This window comes from Paenibacillus sp. MER TA 81-3, assembly GCF_023713585.1.
Classification (GTDB): Bacteria; Bacillota; Bacilli; order Paenibacillales; family Paenibacillaceae; genus Paenibacillus_B; species Paenibacillus_B profundus.
Genome location: NZ_JAMAWB010000006.1, coordinates 289,985 through 308,029 on the forward strand (window position 1 = coordinate 289,985; position 18,045 = coordinate 308,029).

At 50.8% G+C, this 18,045-nt stretch carries 15 protein-coding genes and 1 other annotated feature; of the genes, 13 read left to right on the forward strand and 2 right to left on the reverse strand.

Going from position 1 to position 18,045, the window contains the following annotated elements; genetic code table 11:
* Positions 1–46: 46 nt before the first annotated feature.
* The 9 genes from M3650_RS10870 (at position 47) to hemB (ending at position 9,137) form a co-directional block, all read left to right on the forward strand.
* On the forward strand, positions 47–634 hold the full coding sequence (locus M3650_RS10870) for a hypothetical protein (protein WP_019422391.1): 588 nt from the start codon (positions 47–49) through the stop codon (positions 632–634).
* A gap of 520 nt (positions 635–1,154) precedes the next feature.
* On the forward strand, positions 1,155–1,553 hold the full coding sequence (speD, locus tag M3650_RS10875; RefSeq protein ID WP_019422390.1) for an adenosylmethionine decarboxylase: 399 nt from the start codon (positions 1,155–1,157) through the stop codon (positions 1,551–1,553).
* Between the two features lie 219 nt (positions 1,554–1,772).
* Positions 1,773–2,309 carry an S-adenosylmethionine decarboxylase gene (locus M3650_RS10880; protein WP_251574623.1) on the forward strand — a complete coding sequence of 179 codons (537 nt, stop codon included), beginning with the start codon at positions 1,773–1,775 and terminating at the stop codon, positions 2,307–2,309.
* Positions 2,310–2,509: 200 nt separating this feature from the next.
* Positions 2,510–3,901 carry a glutamyl-tRNA reductase gene (gene hemA / locus M3650_RS10885; RefSeq protein ID WP_251574680.1) on the forward strand — a complete coding sequence of 464 codons (1,392 nt, stop codon included), beginning with the start codon at positions 2,510–2,512 and terminating at the stop codon, positions 3,899–3,901.
* A gap of 30 nt (positions 3,902–3,931) precedes the next feature.
* Positions 3,932–4,759 carry a cytochrome c biogenesis protein CcsA gene (gene ccsA, locus M3650_RS10890; protein ID WP_251574625.1) on the forward strand — a complete coding sequence of 276 codons (828 nt, stop codon included), beginning with the start codon at positions 3,932–3,934 and terminating at the stop codon, positions 4,757–4,759.
* Between the two features lie 3 nt (positions 4,760–4,762).
* Positions 4,763–5,407, forward strand: coding sequence for a precorrin-2 dehydrogenase/sirohydrochlorin ferrochelatase family protein (locus M3650_RS10895; RefSeq protein ID WP_251574626.1), 645 nt, complete (start codon positions 4,763–4,765; stop codon positions 5,405–5,407).
* Between the two features lie 17 nt (positions 5,408–5,424).
* Positions 5,425–6,348, forward strand: coding sequence for a hydroxymethylbilane synthase (gene hemC, locus M3650_RS10900; RefSeq protein WP_251574629.1), 924 nt, complete (start codon positions 5,425–5,427; stop codon positions 6,346–6,348).
* Between the two features lie 205 nt (positions 6,349–6,553).
* On the forward strand, positions 6,554–8,131 hold the full coding sequence (gene cobA / locus M3650_RS10905) for a uroporphyrinogen-III C-methyltransferase (protein WP_251574682.1): 1,578 nt from the start codon (positions 6,554–6,556) through the stop codon (positions 8,129–8,131).
* A gap of 1 nt (position 8,132) precedes the next feature.
* Positions 8,133–9,137, forward strand: coding sequence for a porphobilinogen synthase (hemB, locus tag M3650_RS10910; RefSeq protein ID WP_251574632.1), 1,005 nt, complete (start codon positions 8,133–8,135; stop codon positions 9,135–9,137).
* Positions 9,138–9,210: 73 nt separating this feature from the next.
* On the opposite strand, the gene M3650_RS10915 is transcribed toward hemB, so the two are convergent.
* Complete coding sequence (locus M3650_RS10915) at positions 9,211–9,891, reverse strand: Crp/Fnr family transcriptional regulator (RefSeq protein ID WP_019422382.1); 681 nt, start codon at positions 9,889–9,891, stop codon at positions 9,211–9,213.
* Positions 9,892–9,973: 82 nt separating this feature from the next.
* On the opposite strand from M3650_RS10915, the gene hemL reads away from it, so the two are divergent.
* The 3 genes from hemL to M3650_RS10930 all read left to right on the forward strand — a co-directional run bounded on the left by hemL (position 9,974) and on the right by M3650_RS10930 (position 14,414).
* Positions 9,974–11,275, forward strand: coding sequence for a glutamate-1-semialdehyde 2,1-aminomutase (hemL, locus tag M3650_RS10920; RefSeq protein ID WP_251574634.1), 1,302 nt, complete (start codon positions 9,974–9,976; stop codon positions 11,273–11,275).
* Positions 11,276–11,888: 613 nt separating this feature from the next.
* Positions 11,889–12,776, forward strand: a complete 888-nt coding sequence (locus M3650_RS10925; RefSeq protein ID WP_251574635.1) for an RluA family pseudouridine synthase — start codon at positions 11,889–11,891, stop codon at positions 12,774–12,776.
* 72 nt (positions 12,777–12,848) lie between these two features.
* Positions 12,849–14,414 (forward strand): LysM peptidoglycan-binding domain-containing protein, encoded by a 1,566-nt coding sequence (locus tag M3650_RS10930; RefSeq protein WP_251574639.1) that lies wholly within the window; start codon positions 12,849–12,851, stop codon positions 14,412–14,414.
* Positions 14,415–14,505: 91 nt separating this feature from the next.
* Here M3650_RS10930 and M3650_RS10935 read toward each other — a convergent pair whose 3' ends face one another.
* The gene (locus M3650_RS10935) at positions 14,506–14,670 is read right to left on the reverse strand and encodes a hypothetical protein (protein ID WP_019422378.1); all 165 of its coding nucleotides are present in this window, start codon (positions 14,668–14,670) and stop codon (positions 14,506–14,508) included.
* A 215-nt stretch (positions 14,671–14,885) separates the two neighbouring features.
* Positions 14,886–15,181, forward strand: a binding site (T-box leader).
* 149 nt (positions 15,182–15,330) lie between these two features.
* Here M3650_RS10935 and M3650_RS10940 point away from each other — a divergent pair.
* Complete coding sequence (locus tag M3650_RS10940; RefSeq protein WP_285848409.1) at positions 15,331–17,973, forward strand: valine--tRNA ligase; 2,643 nt, start codon at positions 15,331–15,333, stop codon at positions 17,971–17,973.
* Positions 17,974–18,045: the final 72 nt, after the last annotated feature.

Below are 18,045 nucleotides of genomic sequence, written 5' to 3' on the forward strand. Positions count from 1 at the left end.
TATGAGTAAGAATTCAGGTATGAAAAAAGAATTGAGGAGATTTTTTATGGCTCGGCGGTTAGCCACAGAATATGTGAAAGCCAGTATACAGTTGACAGAAGCTCAGTTGACCCGATTTTTGCAGTCGCTCGCACTACAATGTACGGTGTGGCGAGTAAAAGTATTGGAAAACGGTAATCAAGAGGTGGTTCTTGAGGACGGTCAGGGTGATGAGATTACTTTCCTGTTCGAGAAACAAGGCAATCGGTATGTCTGTGTAACGTCTTGCCGCTTGGTTCATCCGAAATTGACGCAAGTGATGCATAAACTTGTGGCCACTTTCCGTGGCGAAGCGGTAGTCAATCGGATTTTTTATGGATTTACGATGACTTATTATTATGAAGACGGGGCTGTACGTAAGATTGTTGAGCATAAGCAAGGCCAGTCTCGTGTTGTTTTCGAACATAAGGATACGGTTCGCAGCTTGCAGAAGCTGTACAGCAATGATAGCGTAGAACTGCGTATTGCTTCCGTTCAAAGTCACATCAACGTACTGCTGGATGAACGGAATCGGTCGCGCAAGCCGGAAACGCTCCATCATATCGATTCAGAACTTAGCCGCATGGCTCACCAATTGTTTATGCTGGAAGCCTAAACGTTAATTCATAATCGTGGATAAAAGCACCCAAAGCTTAAGCTTTGGGTGCTTTTTTTCGTACGCCCAGCATGGGCGTCATCTCTGCGGTAAAAGTCAGGAATGGGGGCTGCCAAGCGCCTGCCATTAGCCAGCTTGAGGCACACGAATCCAATTTGAGGAGGTTGCAGTCGGATGAGTCTCCGAAACAAAACGAAATCCTAAGCTGGGAAAGACGCGGCAAGCATCGATTACAAAGCGGCTTCTGTATATGGTGAACCTAACAAGCTCATAGGCCATATAGTATTGTGCGTTTAAAAGTGAGGTCTGCATTTAATTAAACGAATGAATTTCAAAAAAGGGTTGCATTTATGAGTATAAGATGTTATTTTTAATCTCGTTGAAAACAATATAGGAACCAGGATTCACTCAGGACATAGCCTGTTGCGAGAGATTATTCCCTCGAGAAGTGAATGACGTAGGTCCTAGCGGATGAAATTTTTTTTCCAACATTTTATTCCTAGGAAGGGGGAACCGAAAGATGGAATACTCAACTTTCGGAAGACACGTTGCTGTTGACACGTGGGGAGTCGACTTCGATTTGTTGAACAATGCTGAATTTCTTCAAACGCAATTAGTAGAAGCCGCTGAAGCGTGTGGTGCAACCGTCTTGTCCGTTCAATCCAAACAGTTTGAACCACAAGGAGCAACGGTTCTTGTCATGTTGTCTGAAAGTCATCTTTCAATCCACACATATCCTGAACGTGGATTTGCAGCAATCGATTGTTATACTTGCGGAGAAACGGTAGACCCGCAACTGGCCATTGATTACCTGGTCTCTGTATTGAAACCGGAGAGAACGTTCGCTAAGAAATTAGTGCGCGGATTAGGTGAATTGCAAGTAGTTACTCCGGATGTGAAAGTATCCGAGTTGGTATAAATGGCAGCCAAGCCCGCTCAACCTGCTGTAAGAAGCAGTTGAGCGGGCTTTTTTTATTTATCCAGCAACTTAATACAACCAGTACTGTAGACACAAAATCGTACAATAACTGTGTAATAACCGTGGATACTCGTATCCATGGTTATTTGTCCATCTGCTCCCCCATAGCATATATAAGTGCGAGTTTACCTCTAAAAAATCTCTAGATAGGAGAATATGATGAGACCGAAGCGATTTCGTGCGGGTGCAGTCCTGCCGGTGCTGCTGTTTATTTTGCTAATATGGCCTGCCTACCAGTTGTATGGTCTGCTGCAGCCGCATTCTAGCACAGAAAATCCGATGATTATGCTGTATGAAGTTGCCCATTTTCAAATGAACCTGTTGAACGGATCGATGCAAGAAGCGAAGCGCTACGATACAGCCACTCCTTTGAATAAAGTGAAGTTGGTTGCCTATTCGACCGTGTATACCCATGAGAGGCTGGTGAAAGCGGTTGGTGCGAAGAAGCTGACGTCATTAGCCGGATTGAGTCAATTCGTCGAATTCGTGACGGTGCTGCAAATGAGCGGAGAACGGCAGCTAACGGATACCGAGAAAGAAATATTGGGGAACGCCGCGGACCACATTGCAACGATGTATGAGAGCTATGCCCATCTGTTCAATGCAAGCGGACAAATTATTTCATCGAAAAATGACGAGCTGCAGTCGGTGGAGCAGCAGCTTATCTCGGCCTTGGATCGTTATTTAAAGCCGTAATTCAAATAGGTTGATCTTAGAAAATTAAGATGACTTTAAAGAATGGGAATGGTAGTATAAGGTGCGTTGTTCAAGCACAGACTAAATTTTGACATGCATTTCATAATATTTTCAAATAACGAACGTGTGATCGTGTCGATTCATGTTATAATGATTATCAACTGATAATGTACTAAATTTCGATAAAGCAGGTGAAACGAATGCACATCGTCGTCGTCGGCATGAACTATCGTACGGCGCCTGTGGAGATTCGGGAGAAGTTCGCTCTTCCCGAAAGCGATTGGCAAGAGGCGCTTTTACAACTGAGACAGACGAAGAGCGTGCTTGAGTGCGTCATGGTGTCTACATGCAACCGAACGGAGCTCTATGTCGTAGTGGATCGGCTGCATATGTGCGGTTACTTCATCCGCAGCTTTATGGAACAATGGTTTGACATTCCTAGACAGCAATTTACGCCTTACCTTTATATATTTGAAAATGATCAGGCCGTTGAGCATTTGTTCCGAGTCACGTCTGGCTTGGATTCCATGGTAATTGGAGAAACGCAAATTCTTGGCCAGATCAGGAGCGCTTTTTTGTTCGCACAGAAGCAAGGGACTACAGGAACATGGTTCAATACCTTGTTCAAGCAAGCGATTACGCTTGCGAAGCGCGCCCATGCGGAGACGAACATTAACGACAATGCCGTGTCGGTAAGCTATGCTGCCGTAGAGCTCGGCAAGCGCATCTTCGGATCATTTCATGGGAAGAAGGTGCTCATTTTGGGCGCCGGGAAAATGAGCGAATTGACGGTTAAGCATCTGTACGCCAACGGAGCGGCTGAAGTTATGGTTGCGAATCGAACGCTTGAGCGCGCAGAACAGTTGGCCAAGCAATTCAACGGACGAGCCGGAACGCTCGACAACGTGGGCCATCTCCTGCGTGATGCGGATATCGTCATCAGTTCTACCGGGGCCAAGGAATATATTTTATCTGCCGCCGAGGTGGAGCACGTCATGAAGAATCGCAAATCACGCCCGCTCTTTCTTATCGATATTGCGGTGCCACGGGACCTGGATCCGAGTATAGGGGAAGTGTCGAATGTCTTCCTGTACGACATCGACGATTTGGAAGGGATTGTCGAAAGCAATCTGGCGATCCGGCGCAAGGAAGCGGCTAAGATTGAGGCGCTTATTGCGGATGAACTGGAAGCTTTCCATCAATGGCTCAAAATGCTAGGTATCACCCCGGTCATTCGCGCGCTGCAAAGCAAAGCCGAGCGCATTCATCAAGAAACGATTGAGAGCTTGTTCAACAAGCTGCCAGATATGTCTGAGCGGGAAGAGAAGCTTATACGCCGCTTGACCAAGAGCATGCTGAATCAGATGATGCATGATCCGATATTACAAATTAAAGAGCTGGCCGCAGAGAAGGACGGGGAAGATGCGCTGCGTTTCTTCTCGCAAATATTCGCATTGGAAGAGCCGGAAGGTACTCCTTCCAGCGCAGAGGCACGTAAAGTGCAGCATACTACCGGCAAAGCATCGCGCGAGACGGAATCTGACCCGGAGCGGGCCAAGCCTGCGTTATCTTGGGCAGCCGTCACATGGTAAGCGGAGGACGACGGGAGGCGGCAGGCTCACATGGTGACGAATAGTTGGATTTACGATGCGATTATTTACACATATGCCCTGAGCCTTCTGTTTTATTTTTCCGATGTCGTAGGCATGAATCGGAAAGCGAAGCGGATGGGCACAGGGTTTCTTATTTTTGTTTGGGTGTTGCAAACGGTTTTTATGGCCGTGCGCATGGTAAGGCATCAGGATGTGCCTGTATTTAGCAGCTTTGAATTCATGCTCTTGTTTTCATGGCTGCTTGTAACGGTCTCATTGATTATAAGTCGTTTTTTTCATATTGAATTCATAGTATTTTTCGTAAACTTAATCGGGTTCGCTTTGCTTCTCGTCAATATGCTGAATGATCCGACAATGCCGACGGCCATGAAGGAATGGGAAATGATGCGTAATCTGCTCTCGTTCCACATTGCGCTTGCGGCATGCGGCTTCGCCGCGCTGACGGTCGGAGCGGTATTTGCGGGCATGTACTTATTTTTGCATCATAAGTTGAAGGCGAAGCAATGGTCTGACGCGGTCCGTCGGCTGCCAAGTCTCGAGAAAATGGAGCGGTTATCGTACGGCGCAGCTGTCATTGGCATTCCGCTGTTTCTGATGTCTTTGTCCGTGGCAATAGGCGCTGTGCTGCTCGGCAACCGGACAGAGCTGCTCTTCGATTTGAAAATATGGCTGACACTGTTTGCACTAATATTATACAGTTTTTATTTTGTGACGCGTTCGCGCGAATTGTCGACAGGATTTAGGCTTGCGTTGTGGAATTTAGGATGTTATGCCGCTATGGTGCTGAACTTCAGCTTAAATTCCTTATCGACGTTTCACCGTTGGATGGGAGTGTAAGTCATGACACATATGCCTTATTACCCGATGATGCTCACGTTAGCAGGACGGCGGTGTGTAATCGTCGGCGGAGGCAATGTGGCAGCACGGAAAATACGTTATTTAATTGCAAGCGGCGCCGAAGTGACGGTAGTCAGTCCGACGTTGACTCCCGAGCTTCGGCGTTTGGTGCAGGAAGGGAATGTTGTTCATCTGGAGCGGGAGTATGCATGCGGGGATACGGAAGGCGCATTGCTCGTCTTTGCGCTTACCGATTGCGCTGGTGTGAATGAGCGGGTGGCTGCAGACGCGCGACGCGATGGCGCGCTTGTGAACTTGTCGCACGCGCCAGAACTAAGCGATTTTGCCAATCCCGGCGTTTTGCAACAGGGAGCGGTGCAGGTTGCCGTTTCGACTGGCGGCGCCAGTCCTACGCTAACCCGACTTTTGATGCACAAGCTGTCCATTCTGATGGACGAAGGCCTTGCAGAGCTTGCTGAACATTTGCTGCAAGCAAGGCACGAAGCACAGTCGTCTTTCATCGATGCCAAAGCCCGCCATCAAGTGCTGCGGCAGTATGCGGATCGATGCTGGCATGCTCATGAACTAGGGGAGCCTTTGCCAGTGTGGAGCACTTGGATACAAGATTTCAATAGTTCACATAGGTAAGCGAGGAGGAAGTGGAGATGCGCACGATTATCGTAGGAACGAGGCAGAGCGCGCTTGCTTTGACACAGACGGGACACGTCATAGCGGCTTTGGAAGACATATGCGAGACGGCGAACTTGCCGTTCCAATTTGAAATACGCAAAATTGTAACAAAAGGTGACCGGATTCTGGATGTTACCCTGTCCAAAGTTGGAGGCAAGGGCTTGTTCGTCAAGGAAATCGAGCAGGCTTTATTAGATAAAGAAATTGATATGGCCGTACATAGCATGAAAGATATGCCGTGGGAACAGCCGGAAGGTTTGATGGTAGGAGCGATTCCGAAACGGGAAGATCCGCGGGATTGCTTAATTATGAAATCTGGCCAGACGCTGGATGATTTGCCGTTGGGAGCAAAGGTGGGAACGAGCAGCTTGCGGCGTTCTTGCCAACTTCAAGCGTATCGTCCCGATCTGCAGATTGAACCGCTGCGCGGCAACATCGATACACGACTGAAGAAGCTGGAGACGGAAGGATTCGATGCGATTGTTCTAGCTGCAGCAGGTCTTCACCGCATGGGGTGGCAGGAGCGCATTAGCTCTTATTTGCCCGAGGAAGTAAGTGTCCCGGCGGTTGGACAGGGCGCTCTCGGCATTGAATGCCGCAAAGACGACGAAGAGGTGTGCTCACTGCTTGAGCGATATCATGATGCGGACACTGCCCGTACCGTGCGTGCGGAAAGGGCATTTCTCGGCCGGTTGAACGGCGGCTGCCAAGTGCCGATAGGCGCTTATGCGACGAACGTAGGCATATGCGGAGCTATACAGCTGACAGGGCTGGTCGGTTCCGCAGAGGATGGCGAGATTATAAAAGAAACGATGGAGGGCGACCATCCCGAAGCAATCGGAACAGCCGTTGCGGAACGGCTGCTCGCTCGGGGCGCAGACCGGATGTTATCCTTATAGAGGAAGTTCAAAAAGGACCCTTTTGATTCTGAAGCGTCTCAAGATGTGATTCGGCAACGAATCATGCATTCATTCTCGAAGAGCTTCGCGAACTTTTTAACTCCACACCTCCTTCGAGGATGCTTCCAATGTAGTTTTCTTGCGAAAACTTGTACATCTTGGTGCTGAAAAGTGACTTTTTGAACACACACTTATAGAGAGGTTGATGACCGTGGAGCAGCATCCTCGTCAGACGGGAAAAGTATACTTGGTAGGCGCAGGTCCAGGCGATGCAGGCCTCATTACCGTAAAGGGAATGCGCTGCTTACAAGAGGCGGATGTCATCGTGTATGATCGCCTCGCAGGACCGCGCCTGCTGCAATTTAAAAAGGCAGGCGCACGCAAGATATACGTCGGCAAGCTGCCGGATCGCCATGCGATGAAGCAGGAAGACATCAATCAACTGCTCGTTGACTTGGCATTGGAAGGGTATACTGTCACGCGGTTGAAAGGCGGGGACCCGTGCGTGTTCGGGCGGGTTGGCGAAGAAGCGGCACTGCTTCGATCGCATGGCATATCGTTCGAGATTGTTCCGGGAGTCACTTCAGCTGTCGCTGTTCCGGCTTATGCGGGCATTCCCGTTACTCATCGGGATTGGGCTTCGTCGTTCTGCGTCGTAACGGGACATGAAAATCCGAATAAGCTGGACGAACTCATCGAATGGGATAAACTTACACTGGCCGCAGGAACGCTTCTCTTTTTGATGGGGGTTGCGAAGCTGCGCTATATTACGGAACAACTGTTGCGCTATGGGCGCTCTCCGGATACGCCGGTAGCTCTTGTACGCTGGGGGACAAGAGCGGAACAAGCAACGATAGTAGGGACGCTGGCCACGATTGCCGATGAGGTGGAGCGGGCGGGCTTCAAGGCTCCTGCGGTCATCATCGTCGGCGACGTTGTACGGGAACGTGAGCAACTGCAATGGGCGGAAGTACGTCCGCTGTTCGGCCGCCGTATTCTTGTGACACGCGCCCGTTCGCAAGCCAGCGAGCTCGTGCGGCGCATCGAAGATTTGGGCGGTGAGCCATACGAGTTCCCAGTCATCGAGACGTGCCTGCCTGAGACAGAGGCGCAGCGACAAGCATTGCGCCGTGCGATGGCGGAGGCAGAAACGTACGACTGGCTCGTGTTGACGAGTGTGAACGGCGTACATTACTGGTTCAAGCATTTGCAGGAGCAGCAGGCTGATATCCGGCAATGGGCCCGCACACGAATCGTGTCCGTCGGTCCGAAGACGACCGAGGCGCTGCAGGGATATGGCATTCAACCGGATGTTGCAGCCGCTCAGTATAGCCAGGAAGGTATATGGGAAGCGCTGAAGCCGCTTGTACATCCAGGACAGCGCGTGCTGCTTGCCCGGGGAGATCTGTCACGTTCTTGGTTGAAGGAAACGCTGCAGGAGGAAGGGCTTCATGTGGATGAGGTCGACCTGTATGTCACGGTGCTGCCCGAGCAGGACGATCCTGATTTGCTGGAAATGCTCGAGGAGAAGTCTATTCATATTATTACGTTTACAAGTTCCTCTACCGTAACCAATCTGCTTGCTGCGCTTCGGTATATGGGGGTCCAGGATCCGGTCGCACGACTGAATCATGCTCTAGTGGCCTGCATTGGCGAGATGACCGCGCGTACGGCTCGAGAAGCGGGCTTGCGAGTGGATACGGTAGCGAAATATTCTACGATAGACGGCTTGGTTGAAGCGATTTGTGCGCTTGAGCCAACAGCTGTTCAGGGAGGGTGCTAACATGGAATTTCCAACAACACGCTTGCGCCGTTTGCGCAATTCGACGGGAATGCGCAATATGGTGCGGGAGACGATATTAACCGTCCACGATTTGATTATGCCAATATTCGTAACAACTGGAACTGACATTAAGGAAGAGATCGCTTCGATGCCTGGGGTATACCACTTCTCGCTCGATCATCTGGATGCCGAAGTGGATGAGATCGTTGCGCTAGGCATTCCTGCGGTCGTTCTGTTCGGCGTGCCGGCAACGAAAGACGCCGTAGGCAGCTCTGCATTCGATGAGAATGGCATCGTGCAGCAGGCGACACGTCAAATTAAAGCGAAATACCCTAATTTGTTAGTCATCGCTGACACATGCTTATGCCAGTATACAGATCACGGCCATTGCGGCATGGTTCACGTCCACGAAGTAAACGGTCAGCAGGTGGGCGTTGTAGACAACGATGCGTCGCTGCAATATTTGGTTCAAACCGCTGTATCCCAAGCTCAAGCAGGAGCAGATATCATCGCGCCTTCGAACATGATGGACGGCTTTGTGCAGGCCATTCGTACAGGGCTTGACGAGGCGGGCTTCACGGATATTCCGATTATGTCTTATTCGGTCAAATACGCATCCGCATTTTATGGCCCGTTCCGGGACGCGGCGAACTCGACACCGCAATTCGGTGATCGCAAGACATATCAAATGGATCCGGCCAACGCAAGAGAAGCGCTGCGCGAAGCGGAGGAGGATGTAATCGAGGGCGCGGATATGCTGATGGTGAAGCCGGCGATGGCGTACATGGACATCATCCGCGTATTGAAGGATCAGTTCGATCTTCCTATCGTCGCGTACAACGTCAGCGGTGAATACTCCATGGTCAAGGCAGCCAGCAAGCTCGGATGGATAGATGAGAAGGCTGTAACGATGGAACTGTTGGTCGGATTGAAGCGAGCTGGAGCGGATATCGTGATTACGTATTTTGCGAAGGACGCCGCACGCTGGTTGTCAGATACACAATAAATAACAGCCTTCCTGTCCCGATAACGATGCTTTGGGGAAGGAAGGCTGTCTAATTGCGTTCAGCGGATTGCCTTTAACTGATGTAGGGACTCTGGAACAGCTTGGAGATGTCGAGTGAGTATTCGGACGCTCCCAAGAATAAGATGCGTTGATGTTCCAAATCACGTATGACATGCTCGAGCACGTTGCGGTGAACACCCGCCAGGCCGGACATGGCGTCCGGATCGAAGGCAGAGCGGATAATTATTCTGTCACCGCGCCGTTCGCCCTGCTGTTGAGCGATGCGAACAATATATTTCACGACTCGGCTAGGCGCGTCAAGAAACGTCAAGTCGTACACGTGGCCGTTCGTTGCACGAAGGCGGCTGCACAGCTGAACCATGACTTGCTTCGCAATATCGTAATGCGCGCGGAGCAATAGGTGAAAGCTTTCCGATGTAACGGTCAGCAGCACCGTATCCTCTTCCAACGTCTCTGCTGTTGCGGACCGCGGCTTGCCGTCGATAAGCGCCAGTTCGCCGAAGCTGTCGCCAGCCTGGAAGACCGCTAATATTTTCTGCTGGCCCTGCTTATTGGAAGTATACACTTTCACTGCGCCGCGAACGACGATGCAAAAGGTTTGACCCGGATCTCCTTGTTGAAACAAAATGGTATGGGGATCATATTCGCGGCGGGACGTAATGGAAGATACGATCTCAAGCTGCGCGTCGGTCAAATCAGCGAACAAAGGTACACGTTTAAGTAAATTAATCATGACTTTTCCCTCTTTTGTCCATTCCAATTTTTTAATAGTTTATCATAGATATGATGATTAAACATAGAAGGAGCGATTAAACATGACGGAAAAAAAAACAATCCGCCGCGACAGCCGTTCCCAAGCAGCGTTTGCAGAAGCGAAAAAATACATACCTGGTGGAGTAAATAGCCCGGTGCGGGCATTTAAGTCTGTTGGTCTTACACCGGTCTATGTCGAACGAGGCGAAGGTTCGCGAATTTATGACATCGATGGCAATGTGTTCATTGATTATGTGGGGTCATGGGGCCCGCTTATTCTCGGGCATGCGCATCCCGCGGTCATTCAGGCCGTGCAAGAAACGGCTGCCAAGGGAACCAGCTTCGGCGCTCCGACAGAAATCGAAACGCTGATGGCGAAGACGGTGTGCGAACGAGTGCCATCGGTAGATATCGTCCGGATGGTCAACTCCGGGACGGAAGCGACGATGAGCGCCTTGCGGCTCGCCCGAGGCATTACGAAACGCAGCAAAATTTTGAAGTTCGAAGGCTCTTATCACGGGCATGCTGACAGCTTGCTCATTAAAGCGGGTTCCGGTGTTGCCACGCTTGGTCTCCCGGACAGCCCAGGGGTTCCGGAAGGCGTTGCAAGCAACACGATTACGGTCCCTTATAATGATTTGGAATCTGTTAAAATCGCGTTTGAACGATATGGCGAGGAACTGGCCTGTGTCATCGTTGAACCGATTGCAGGCAACATGGGCGTGGTGCCTCCACTGCCAGGATTTCTGGAAGGGCTGCGCGAGGTTACGGAGCAGTACGGCAGCTTGCTTATTTTTGACGAAGTGATGACAGGGTTCCGTGTGCATTACAATAGTGCGCAGGGCAGGTTCGGCGTGACGCCGGATATTACATGCTTCGGCAAAGTGATCGGAGGCGGTCTGCCAGTCGGTGCATACGGCGGGAAACGAGAATACATGGAGCAAATTGCTCCAAGCGGCCCAATCTACCAAGCGGGTACGCTAAGCGGCAATCCGCTTGCGATGGCAGCAGGCTATACGACCTTGTCTCTCCTTACGCCTGATGTATATGAGGAGCTTGAACGCAAGGGAGCGAAGCTTGAAGAAGGCTTTACACGCAATGCGCGCGAGCTTGGAGTGCCATGTACGATCAACCGTGTCGGTTCGATGGTCTGCCCATTCTTTACGGAGCAGAAGGTTACCGATTTTGATTCGGCACGCACGTCGGATTTGGAACACTTCCGCAGCTATTTCAAGCATCTGCTTGATGAAGGCGTAAGCGTTGCACCTTCTCAATTCGAGGGCATGTTCGTATCGGCCGTACATACAGATGAGGATTTGGAATTTACGATTCAAGCACACTATGAAGCGTTGAAAAAGCTGTAACAAGCAATTACTAAAAAGCAACTGATAAGAAGCAACGGAAATCACGCGCATCTGTTTGTGAGGCGGCGACTGGCCCGGCGGGCTGCATAGGATGATATGCGGCGGCCGGGCTTTCCATTGCAGGCAACGGGAATGATGAAGCTGCGTGAAGAATCCATACAAGAGAAGCCTCATGTAGGAATCCATACATAAGGATCTATGCAGAAGAATTAAAGCCAATGTACCTGTTCATTCCATTGGATTCTATACAATGGTTTGGGGAGGTTAGGGGCGATGCGAGATGTTTGGTTGGAAAACGTCCAATGGATTCGACCCTTTAACGGCTGTGGACCAGAAATGTGCAGGATTTGATTGGACAATTTCCAATAGAACGGCGAATTTTTGCTGAAACCGGCAATTCCGCTGGATCTTTTCCAATGCAACGCGAACCTACGAGGGGCTCTTATCGAATATGCAGGCCTTGTGCTGACATAGTTACTTGAAGAGGAAGAAGCAGTGTACCTATGCTGACATGTTACTTGAAGAGGAAGAAGCAGTGTACCTATGCCGACATAGTGACTTAAGAGGAAAGAAGCAGGATTTGTGCCGATATGGTGATAAGGAGGAATGAAGCGTGCACCGACATTGGAGACGGCAGGGCGAGTGGGTGGAGTTTACGCCGGGGCGCAGTGTGATTGAATCGGAGCAAGCTATGAGCGCGTGGCTTACAGACACACTCCGCATGCCTCAGAAGATGCTAAGATTGTTGCTGCAGCGGGAGGAAATACGTGCGGCGGGCGATCGTCTCCGGCTTAAAATATTTACACCGGATACCGATTCGTTAGAAGCAGCCGATGCGCCGGTAGACGTATTGTATGAGGACGATGCGTGTCTGGTCGCGTTCAAACCGGCCGGAATGCCCGTACATGCAACGACTCCCGAGCAGGAGAGACAGAAGAACAGCTTGGCTCATGCTGTCGCTTGCCATTATGCTTGGACAGGCCAAGAGGTGCGGGTTCGGCATATTCACCGTTTGGATGTCGATACGTCAGGACCGGTGTTGTATGCGAAGCAAGCCTTTACGCACGCCGTGCTGGATGAAGCGATGCGCAGAAAAGAAATTCAGCGCCATTATGCTGCAATTGTCCAAGGACAGCCCAATCCCAAGCGTGGTGTGATTGATGCGCCTATCGGCAAGGATCGACACCACCCGTCAAGAAGGCGGGTAAGCCCGAGCGGAGATCATGCCATCACTCATTATGAGGTTGTGGAATCAGGTCCGCAGCTGTCGCTGGTACGTCTTTCCCTAGAAACAGGGAGAACGCATCAAATTCGTGTTCATATGAGCTATAAAGGGCATCCGCTGCTGGGAGACACGTTATATGGCGGAGATGACAGCGGATTCCCGCGACAAGCCCTACACGGAGAAAGTCTCCGATTCTTGCACCCGCTCTCGGGAGAATGGGTGCAAGTGGATGCGCCTTGGCCCGAAGATATGAGTCGCTTGCGGCAAAAAATATAGTCATGCTCCTCTCTTTACTCCCATATAGATGTAGTAGTGAACCGAGTCTGACTTTGCAACAGCCAGCAAGATATGCACATTGTACCGTATAAGGGCTGGGAACAAGGGCGGATGACAGATGAATTGCGGGAGGAGGAGCAGTCTGTGTATGATGAATCTTATGGTTTAAGATTTGATATTTATGAACGCGTACATTTGTCCGACGATGTCGTCGGCATTGACCAATTGGAAGAGGTTGAATTGACACCGCATATTCAAGTCATTCCAGCCGGAGACCAAGTGACGGTGCGTGGCAGCTTGCTATTGGCAGGTGCGTATGTAGGAACGTCAGGAGATGAGACGAGTCAGACACTGGAGCATTGGATTCCTGTTGAGATTACCCTTCCACTGAACCGTATCCGAAGCTTGGATGACATTTCAGTAGACATTGAACATTTTGATGTCGATTTGATCTCGACTCGAACGTTGAACATTACAGGCATTTTATCTTTAAACGGGATTGCAATGGAGTCCGCCGAACCGCCGGCATGGGAGCCTGAGCAATTCACGGTCGTGCATCAGACGGATGGCGAGCGGGAAGAGGAAGAACCTTCGTGGCTGCGGGATTACGGCCAGCCTATTCAGACATCACCTGCCACGGAGGAAAAGGCTGAGATATCTTCCTTTTCCGCGGAGAATGAACGACAGAGTGAAGTATGGCAAGCTTCCGTTCAACAAAATGCGGAGGAAAGGGAGTCCGATCCGTTGCCGCCGGAAGCTGATGATGAACCTGCCACGACACCACGAACTGAAAATGTGGAGCAAGAGCCCATGTCATGGACGTGGAGCCAATCCCCTTGGGCGAATGCAACCGTTAACGCGGAGTCCTCTACTGCACAGGGTGAGAAGGAACCGGCTGCGGAGACGTTCACGGATGCGCTGCAGATGAGGCAAGCGGAGGATGAAGCAGCGGATAGTGATGTTGCGTTTGATGCTTCAATGGCGGGCAGCCTCTCGGACGAGGCGAAGGCGGAAACGGTTGCGGGAGCACCAGTGCCAGAGCAGCGCGAACCGGCAGCAACTACCGGTTCCGGTGCGAATCCACCTCCTGCGACAGAAGCCAAATCGCATCATGCGGAAGCAAATCCTGCCGAATCGCATCATGCGGAAGCGAATCAGGACGAAGATGCAGGCCGCGAGCAACTGGTGGAACAGGTCGACGCTGTCGTCGTTGAAGAAGAATCCGTTCTTGCAACGGTTGAGCCGAAGCAGGCGATGAAGGTTGCGATCGGCAGCGCGAAGCCTGCGGATCCGGAAGCGGCTCAGCAGCTCGGCTTCAGTTCCCTGCTGCAATCGAGCTATCAGACGAAGGAGAAGGAGCGGGAAGCACGAGTGGCGGCAGAGGAAGAAGCCGCTTTGGTAGAGGCGCAGAAGGACACGACAGGGGACGACGTGAAGTGGCAGTCGCTCTTTTTGCAGCGAGTCAATCATGAGTCTGCATTCAAAAAGGTACGATTATGCATTGTACAGCGGGAGGATACACTCGAGACGATCGCGGACCGGTACCGTATGAACTCACGTGAAATTGCACTGTATAATCGGCTTGCCGAGCCTAGTGTAACAGAAGGCCAGGTCTTGTATATCCCGATTTCATCATAATTCGATATCGACCTGAGGAATGAAAAACTGCTCATCAACAATAGACCCGTCCGGCTTTCCAGCGGACGGGTCTATTGTTGTGATGCATGAATTAATATACGTCTAACAAAAAGCCGAGGTAAATCAGAAATAACGCAAATAGCAAAAATACATCGAGTCCGCTTGGCAGAAGCAAGGTTCGAACGAATTGCAAGCAGATGAGAGGGAAAATGACACCTTTCACCGAATAACGAATACGCACCCACCAACGTTCCATGCATGGACCACCCCCCATAGTACATGTTATGAAAATGGAAATTCGGGATATGACTAATCTATAAGCGGATGTTAGAAAAGAAGGCCTTTTATTCTTTTTCTTCAACCTCTATAAGGAATTGGAACTCGTCTATTGACTCATGCAAGGCGCGAAGGTAAAATATATCGTAAACGTTTCAACCTTTTATGTTTCAGTAAACGATGGATACATGTGAAGCAAAGACATTGATCAGGAGGAGTAAGCGTCAAGGCCCTTACAGAGAGCAGAGCGATGAGGTGCAACGCCTGCAGGAAGTCCCGCGCTGAAGTCATCTGGGAGTCGCCCGTTTGAACGCATCACGGTAGTGTATGAGCATTACGTTCATCATGTTCCGCAGCTGCGCTAGGATGGGACGGTCGCAACCGTTACCTTGCAGTTCAAGAGCCGCCACAGCTGATTGGGCCATACATGCCCTTTATTTGAATGGCGGAATAAAGGTGGTACCACGGAAGCTAAACCTTTCGTCCTTTGAGGCGTAAGGTTTTTTATTTTGCCGCATTGAAGCGAATTGTCCTTGTAGAACGGACGGACAGTCGTTTCTGCTTGTGCAAGGAGCACATTGTCTATATGACGTGCACGATGATAAACGGAGGGATTCCATTGTCAGAAAATCATGAACAAATGTCCATGCCGACAACGTACGACCCGAAGGCAGCGGAACAAAAGTGGTATGAATATTGGTTGAAGGGCGGATATTTCAAAGCGGGCAATAAAAAAGACGCACAGCCATTCACCATCGTCATTCCGCCGCCGAACGTTACCGGGATGCTTCATATCGGTCACGCGCTTGACTTTACGCTGCAAGATATTATAATCCGCTCGAAGCGGATGCAAGGATTCGATGCGCTGTGGCTGCCCGGCTCTGACCATGCGGGCATTGCGACGCAGACGAAGGTGGAGCAGAAGCTGCGTGAAGAAGGCGTTTCCCGCTATGATTTGGGACGGGAGAAGTTCTTGGAGCAGGTGTGGGATTGGAAAGAGTATTATGCGAATACGATTCGCGAGCAATGGGCGAAGATGGGCCTTTCTCTTGACTATTCCCGTGAGCGGTTCACGCTCGATGAAGGGCTGTCCAAGGCTGTTCGCCGTGTATTCGTGAAGCTGTATGAGCAAGGTTTAATTTACCGTGGAAAATACATTATTAACTGGGACCCGGCTGCCCGTACGGCGCTGTCCGACATTGAGGTTGAGTATAAAGAGGTGCAAGGCCATCTTTATCATTTGCAATACCCTCTGCAAGACGGCAGCGGCTCCATTACGGTGGCCACAACCCGTCCAGAGACGATGTTAGGCGATACAGCGGTAGCGGTTCATCCAGAAGACGATCGCTATAAGCATATGATCGGCAAGATGCTGGTGCTTCCGATCGTCGGTCGAGAAATTCCGGTCATTGCTGACGAATATGTTGAAAAAGAATTCGGAAGCGGGGCCGTTAAGATTACGCCGGCTCATGATCCGAATGACTTCGAAGTCGGGCTGCGCCACCAGTTGCCGCAAATTACAGTGATGGATGAGTCTGGCAAGATGAACGAACATGCTGCGCAATATCAAGGTTTGGACCGTGCGGACTGCCGCAAGCAAATTGTGAAAGATTTGCAGGAGCAAGGCGTGCTCATTCAGATTGAGGATCACGTGCATCAGGTTGGTCACAGCGAACGCAGCGGTGCCGTCGTCGAGCCGTACTTATCGACACAGTGGTTCGTCAAGATGAAGCCGCTCGCAGAACGCGCGATTGAAGCGCAGAAGACAGGAAAAGGCGTTCACTTCGTACCTGATCGCTTTGAAAAAATATATTTAAATTGGATCGAGAACGTGCGCGACTGGTGCATCTCCCGCCAGCTCTGGTGGGGGCATCGCATTCCGGCTTGGTACTGCGAAGACTGCGGCCATGTCCATGTTGCCAGTGAAGACGCGACGGCGTGCTCTTCTTGCGGATGCGCAAACTTGAAGCAGGATGAAGATGTGCTGGATACGTGGTTCAGCTCCGCACTGTGGCCGTTCTCCACGCTAGGCTGGCCGGAACAGACGGATGACCTGCAGCGGTACTATCCGACAAGCGTGCTCGTAACAGGTTATGATATCATATACTTCTGGGTCGCGCGCATGATCTTTACGGCACTTGAGTTCACAGACAATATTCCGTTCAAAGACGTGCTTATGCATGGCTTGGTACGCGACTCCGAAGGCAAAAAGATGTCGAAGTCGCTTGGCAACGGTGTTGATCCGCTTGATGTGATTGAAAAATACGGCGCAGACGCGATGCGCTTTATGATTTCAACGAGCGGAACGCCAGGACAAGATTTACGCTTCCGTTGGGAGCGGGTAGAGCAAGCGCGCAACTTTGCGAACAAGATTTGGAATGCTTCGCGCTTTGCCCTCATGAACCTCGAAGGCTTCAACTATGAGGAGATCGATATTTCCGGCAAGCTCGGAACGGCGGATCGCTGGATATTGCACCGCTTGAATGAAACGGCGCGCGATATTACCCGCCTAATGGACGCGTATGAGTTCGGCGAAACCGGACGCGTGCTGTATAACTTCATTTGGGACGATCTGTGCGATTGGTATATTGAATTTGCCAAAATCAGTCTATATGGCACTGATGAAGCGGCTAAGAAGAAGACGCAATCCGTCTTGGCATATGTGCTGGACCGCACGCTGCGCATGATTCACCCGTTCATGCCATTTATTTCGGAAGAAATATGGCAGCATCTGCCGCATGACGGCGAGACGATTACGCTGGCCGCTTGGCCGACATACGATGCTCAGTTCGAGGCGCCAGATGCGGTGCGCGAGATGACGCTTCTTATGGATATGATTCGTGCGGTACGCAATATTCGCGCTGAAGTGAACGTGCCGATGAGCAAGAAAATCGAGCTGCTCGTGAAGCCGACAGATGCAGGAACCGAGACGAATGTTACGAATAATCTAGAATATGTAGAACGATTCTGCGGTACGTCTAAGCTGGAAGTGAGCCAGCAGGTATCTGCTCCGAACAAGGCGATGTCCGCCGTTGTAACCGGTGCTGAACTGTTTCTGCCGCTTGCAGGTCTTATCGACATCGGTCAGGAAATCGCCCGCTTGGAAAAAGAAGTGGAGCATCTGACCAAAGAAGTAGAGCGCGTTGACAAAAAGCTGTCTAACGAGGGCTTTATGGCGAAAGCGCCTGAGAAGGTCGTCGAAGAAGAACGTGCGAAGCAGCGTGATTACAGCGAGAAGCGCGATAAGGTAATCGCCCGCATTGCCGAACTGAAAGAAGCCTAATCAATTTATGTGGATATGCGGCCGAACCGGATGAGATGCTGTTCTCATGACGGTTCGGTCGTTTGATGACAT

What these genes read in the sequence shown, in the direction of transcription:
- hemA (WP_251574680.1), top strand. Translation starts at nt 2,510, where the DNA reads ATGCACATCGTCGTCGTCGGCATGAACTATCGTACGGCGCCTGTGGAG.
- M3650_RS10895 (WP_251574626.1), top strand. Translation starts at nt 4,763, where the DNA reads ATGACACATATGCCTTATTACCCGATGATGCTCACGTTAGCAGGACGG.
- hemB (WP_251574632.1), top strand. Translation starts at nt 8,133, where the DNA reads ATGGAATTTCCAACAACACGCTTGCGCCGTTTGCGCAATTCGACGGGA.
- cobA (WP_251574682.1), top strand. Translation starts at nt 6,554, where the DNA reads ATGACCGTGGAGCAGCATCCTCGTCAGACGGGAAAAGTATACTTGGTA.
- hemC (WP_251574629.1), top strand. Translation starts at nt 5,425, where the DNA reads ATGCGCACGATTATCGTAGGAACGAGGCAGAGCGCGCTTGCTTTGACA.
- M3650_RS10870 (WP_019422391.1), top strand. Translation starts at nt 47, where the DNA reads ATGGCTCGGCGGTTAGCCACAGAATATGTGAAAGCCAGTATACAGTTG.
- M3650_RS10935 (WP_019422378.1), bottom strand. Translation starts at nt 14,670, where the DNA reads ATGGAACGTTGGTGGGTGCGTATTCGTTATTCGGTGAAAGGTGTCATT.
- M3650_RS10930 (WP_251574639.1), top strand. Translation starts at nt 12,849, where the DNA reads ATGCACATTGTACCGTATAAGGGCTGGGAACAAGGGCGGATGACAGAT.
- M3650_RS10940 (WP_285848409.1), top strand. Translation starts at nt 15,331, where the DNA reads ATGTCCATGCCGACAACGTACGACCCGAAGGCAGCGGAACAAAAGTGG.
- hemL (WP_251574634.1), top strand. Translation starts at nt 9,974, where the DNA reads ATGACGGAAAAAAAAACAATCCGCCGCGACAGCCGTTCCCAAGCAGCG.
- M3650_RS10880 (WP_251574623.1), top strand. Translation starts at nt 1,773, where the DNA reads ATGAGACCGAAGCGATTTCGTGCGGGTGCAGTCCTGCCGGTGCTGCTG.
- speD (WP_019422390.1), top strand. Translation starts at nt 1,155, where the DNA reads ATGGAATACTCAACTTTCGGAAGACACGTTGCTGTTGACACGTGGGGA.
- M3650_RS10915 (WP_019422382.1), bottom strand. Translation starts at nt 9,891, where the DNA reads ATGATTAATTTACTTAAACGTGTACCTTTGTTCGCTGATTTGACCGAC.
- ccsA (WP_251574625.1), top strand. Translation starts at nt 3,932, where the DNA reads ATGGTGACGAATAGTTGGATTTACGATGCGATTATTTACACATATGCC.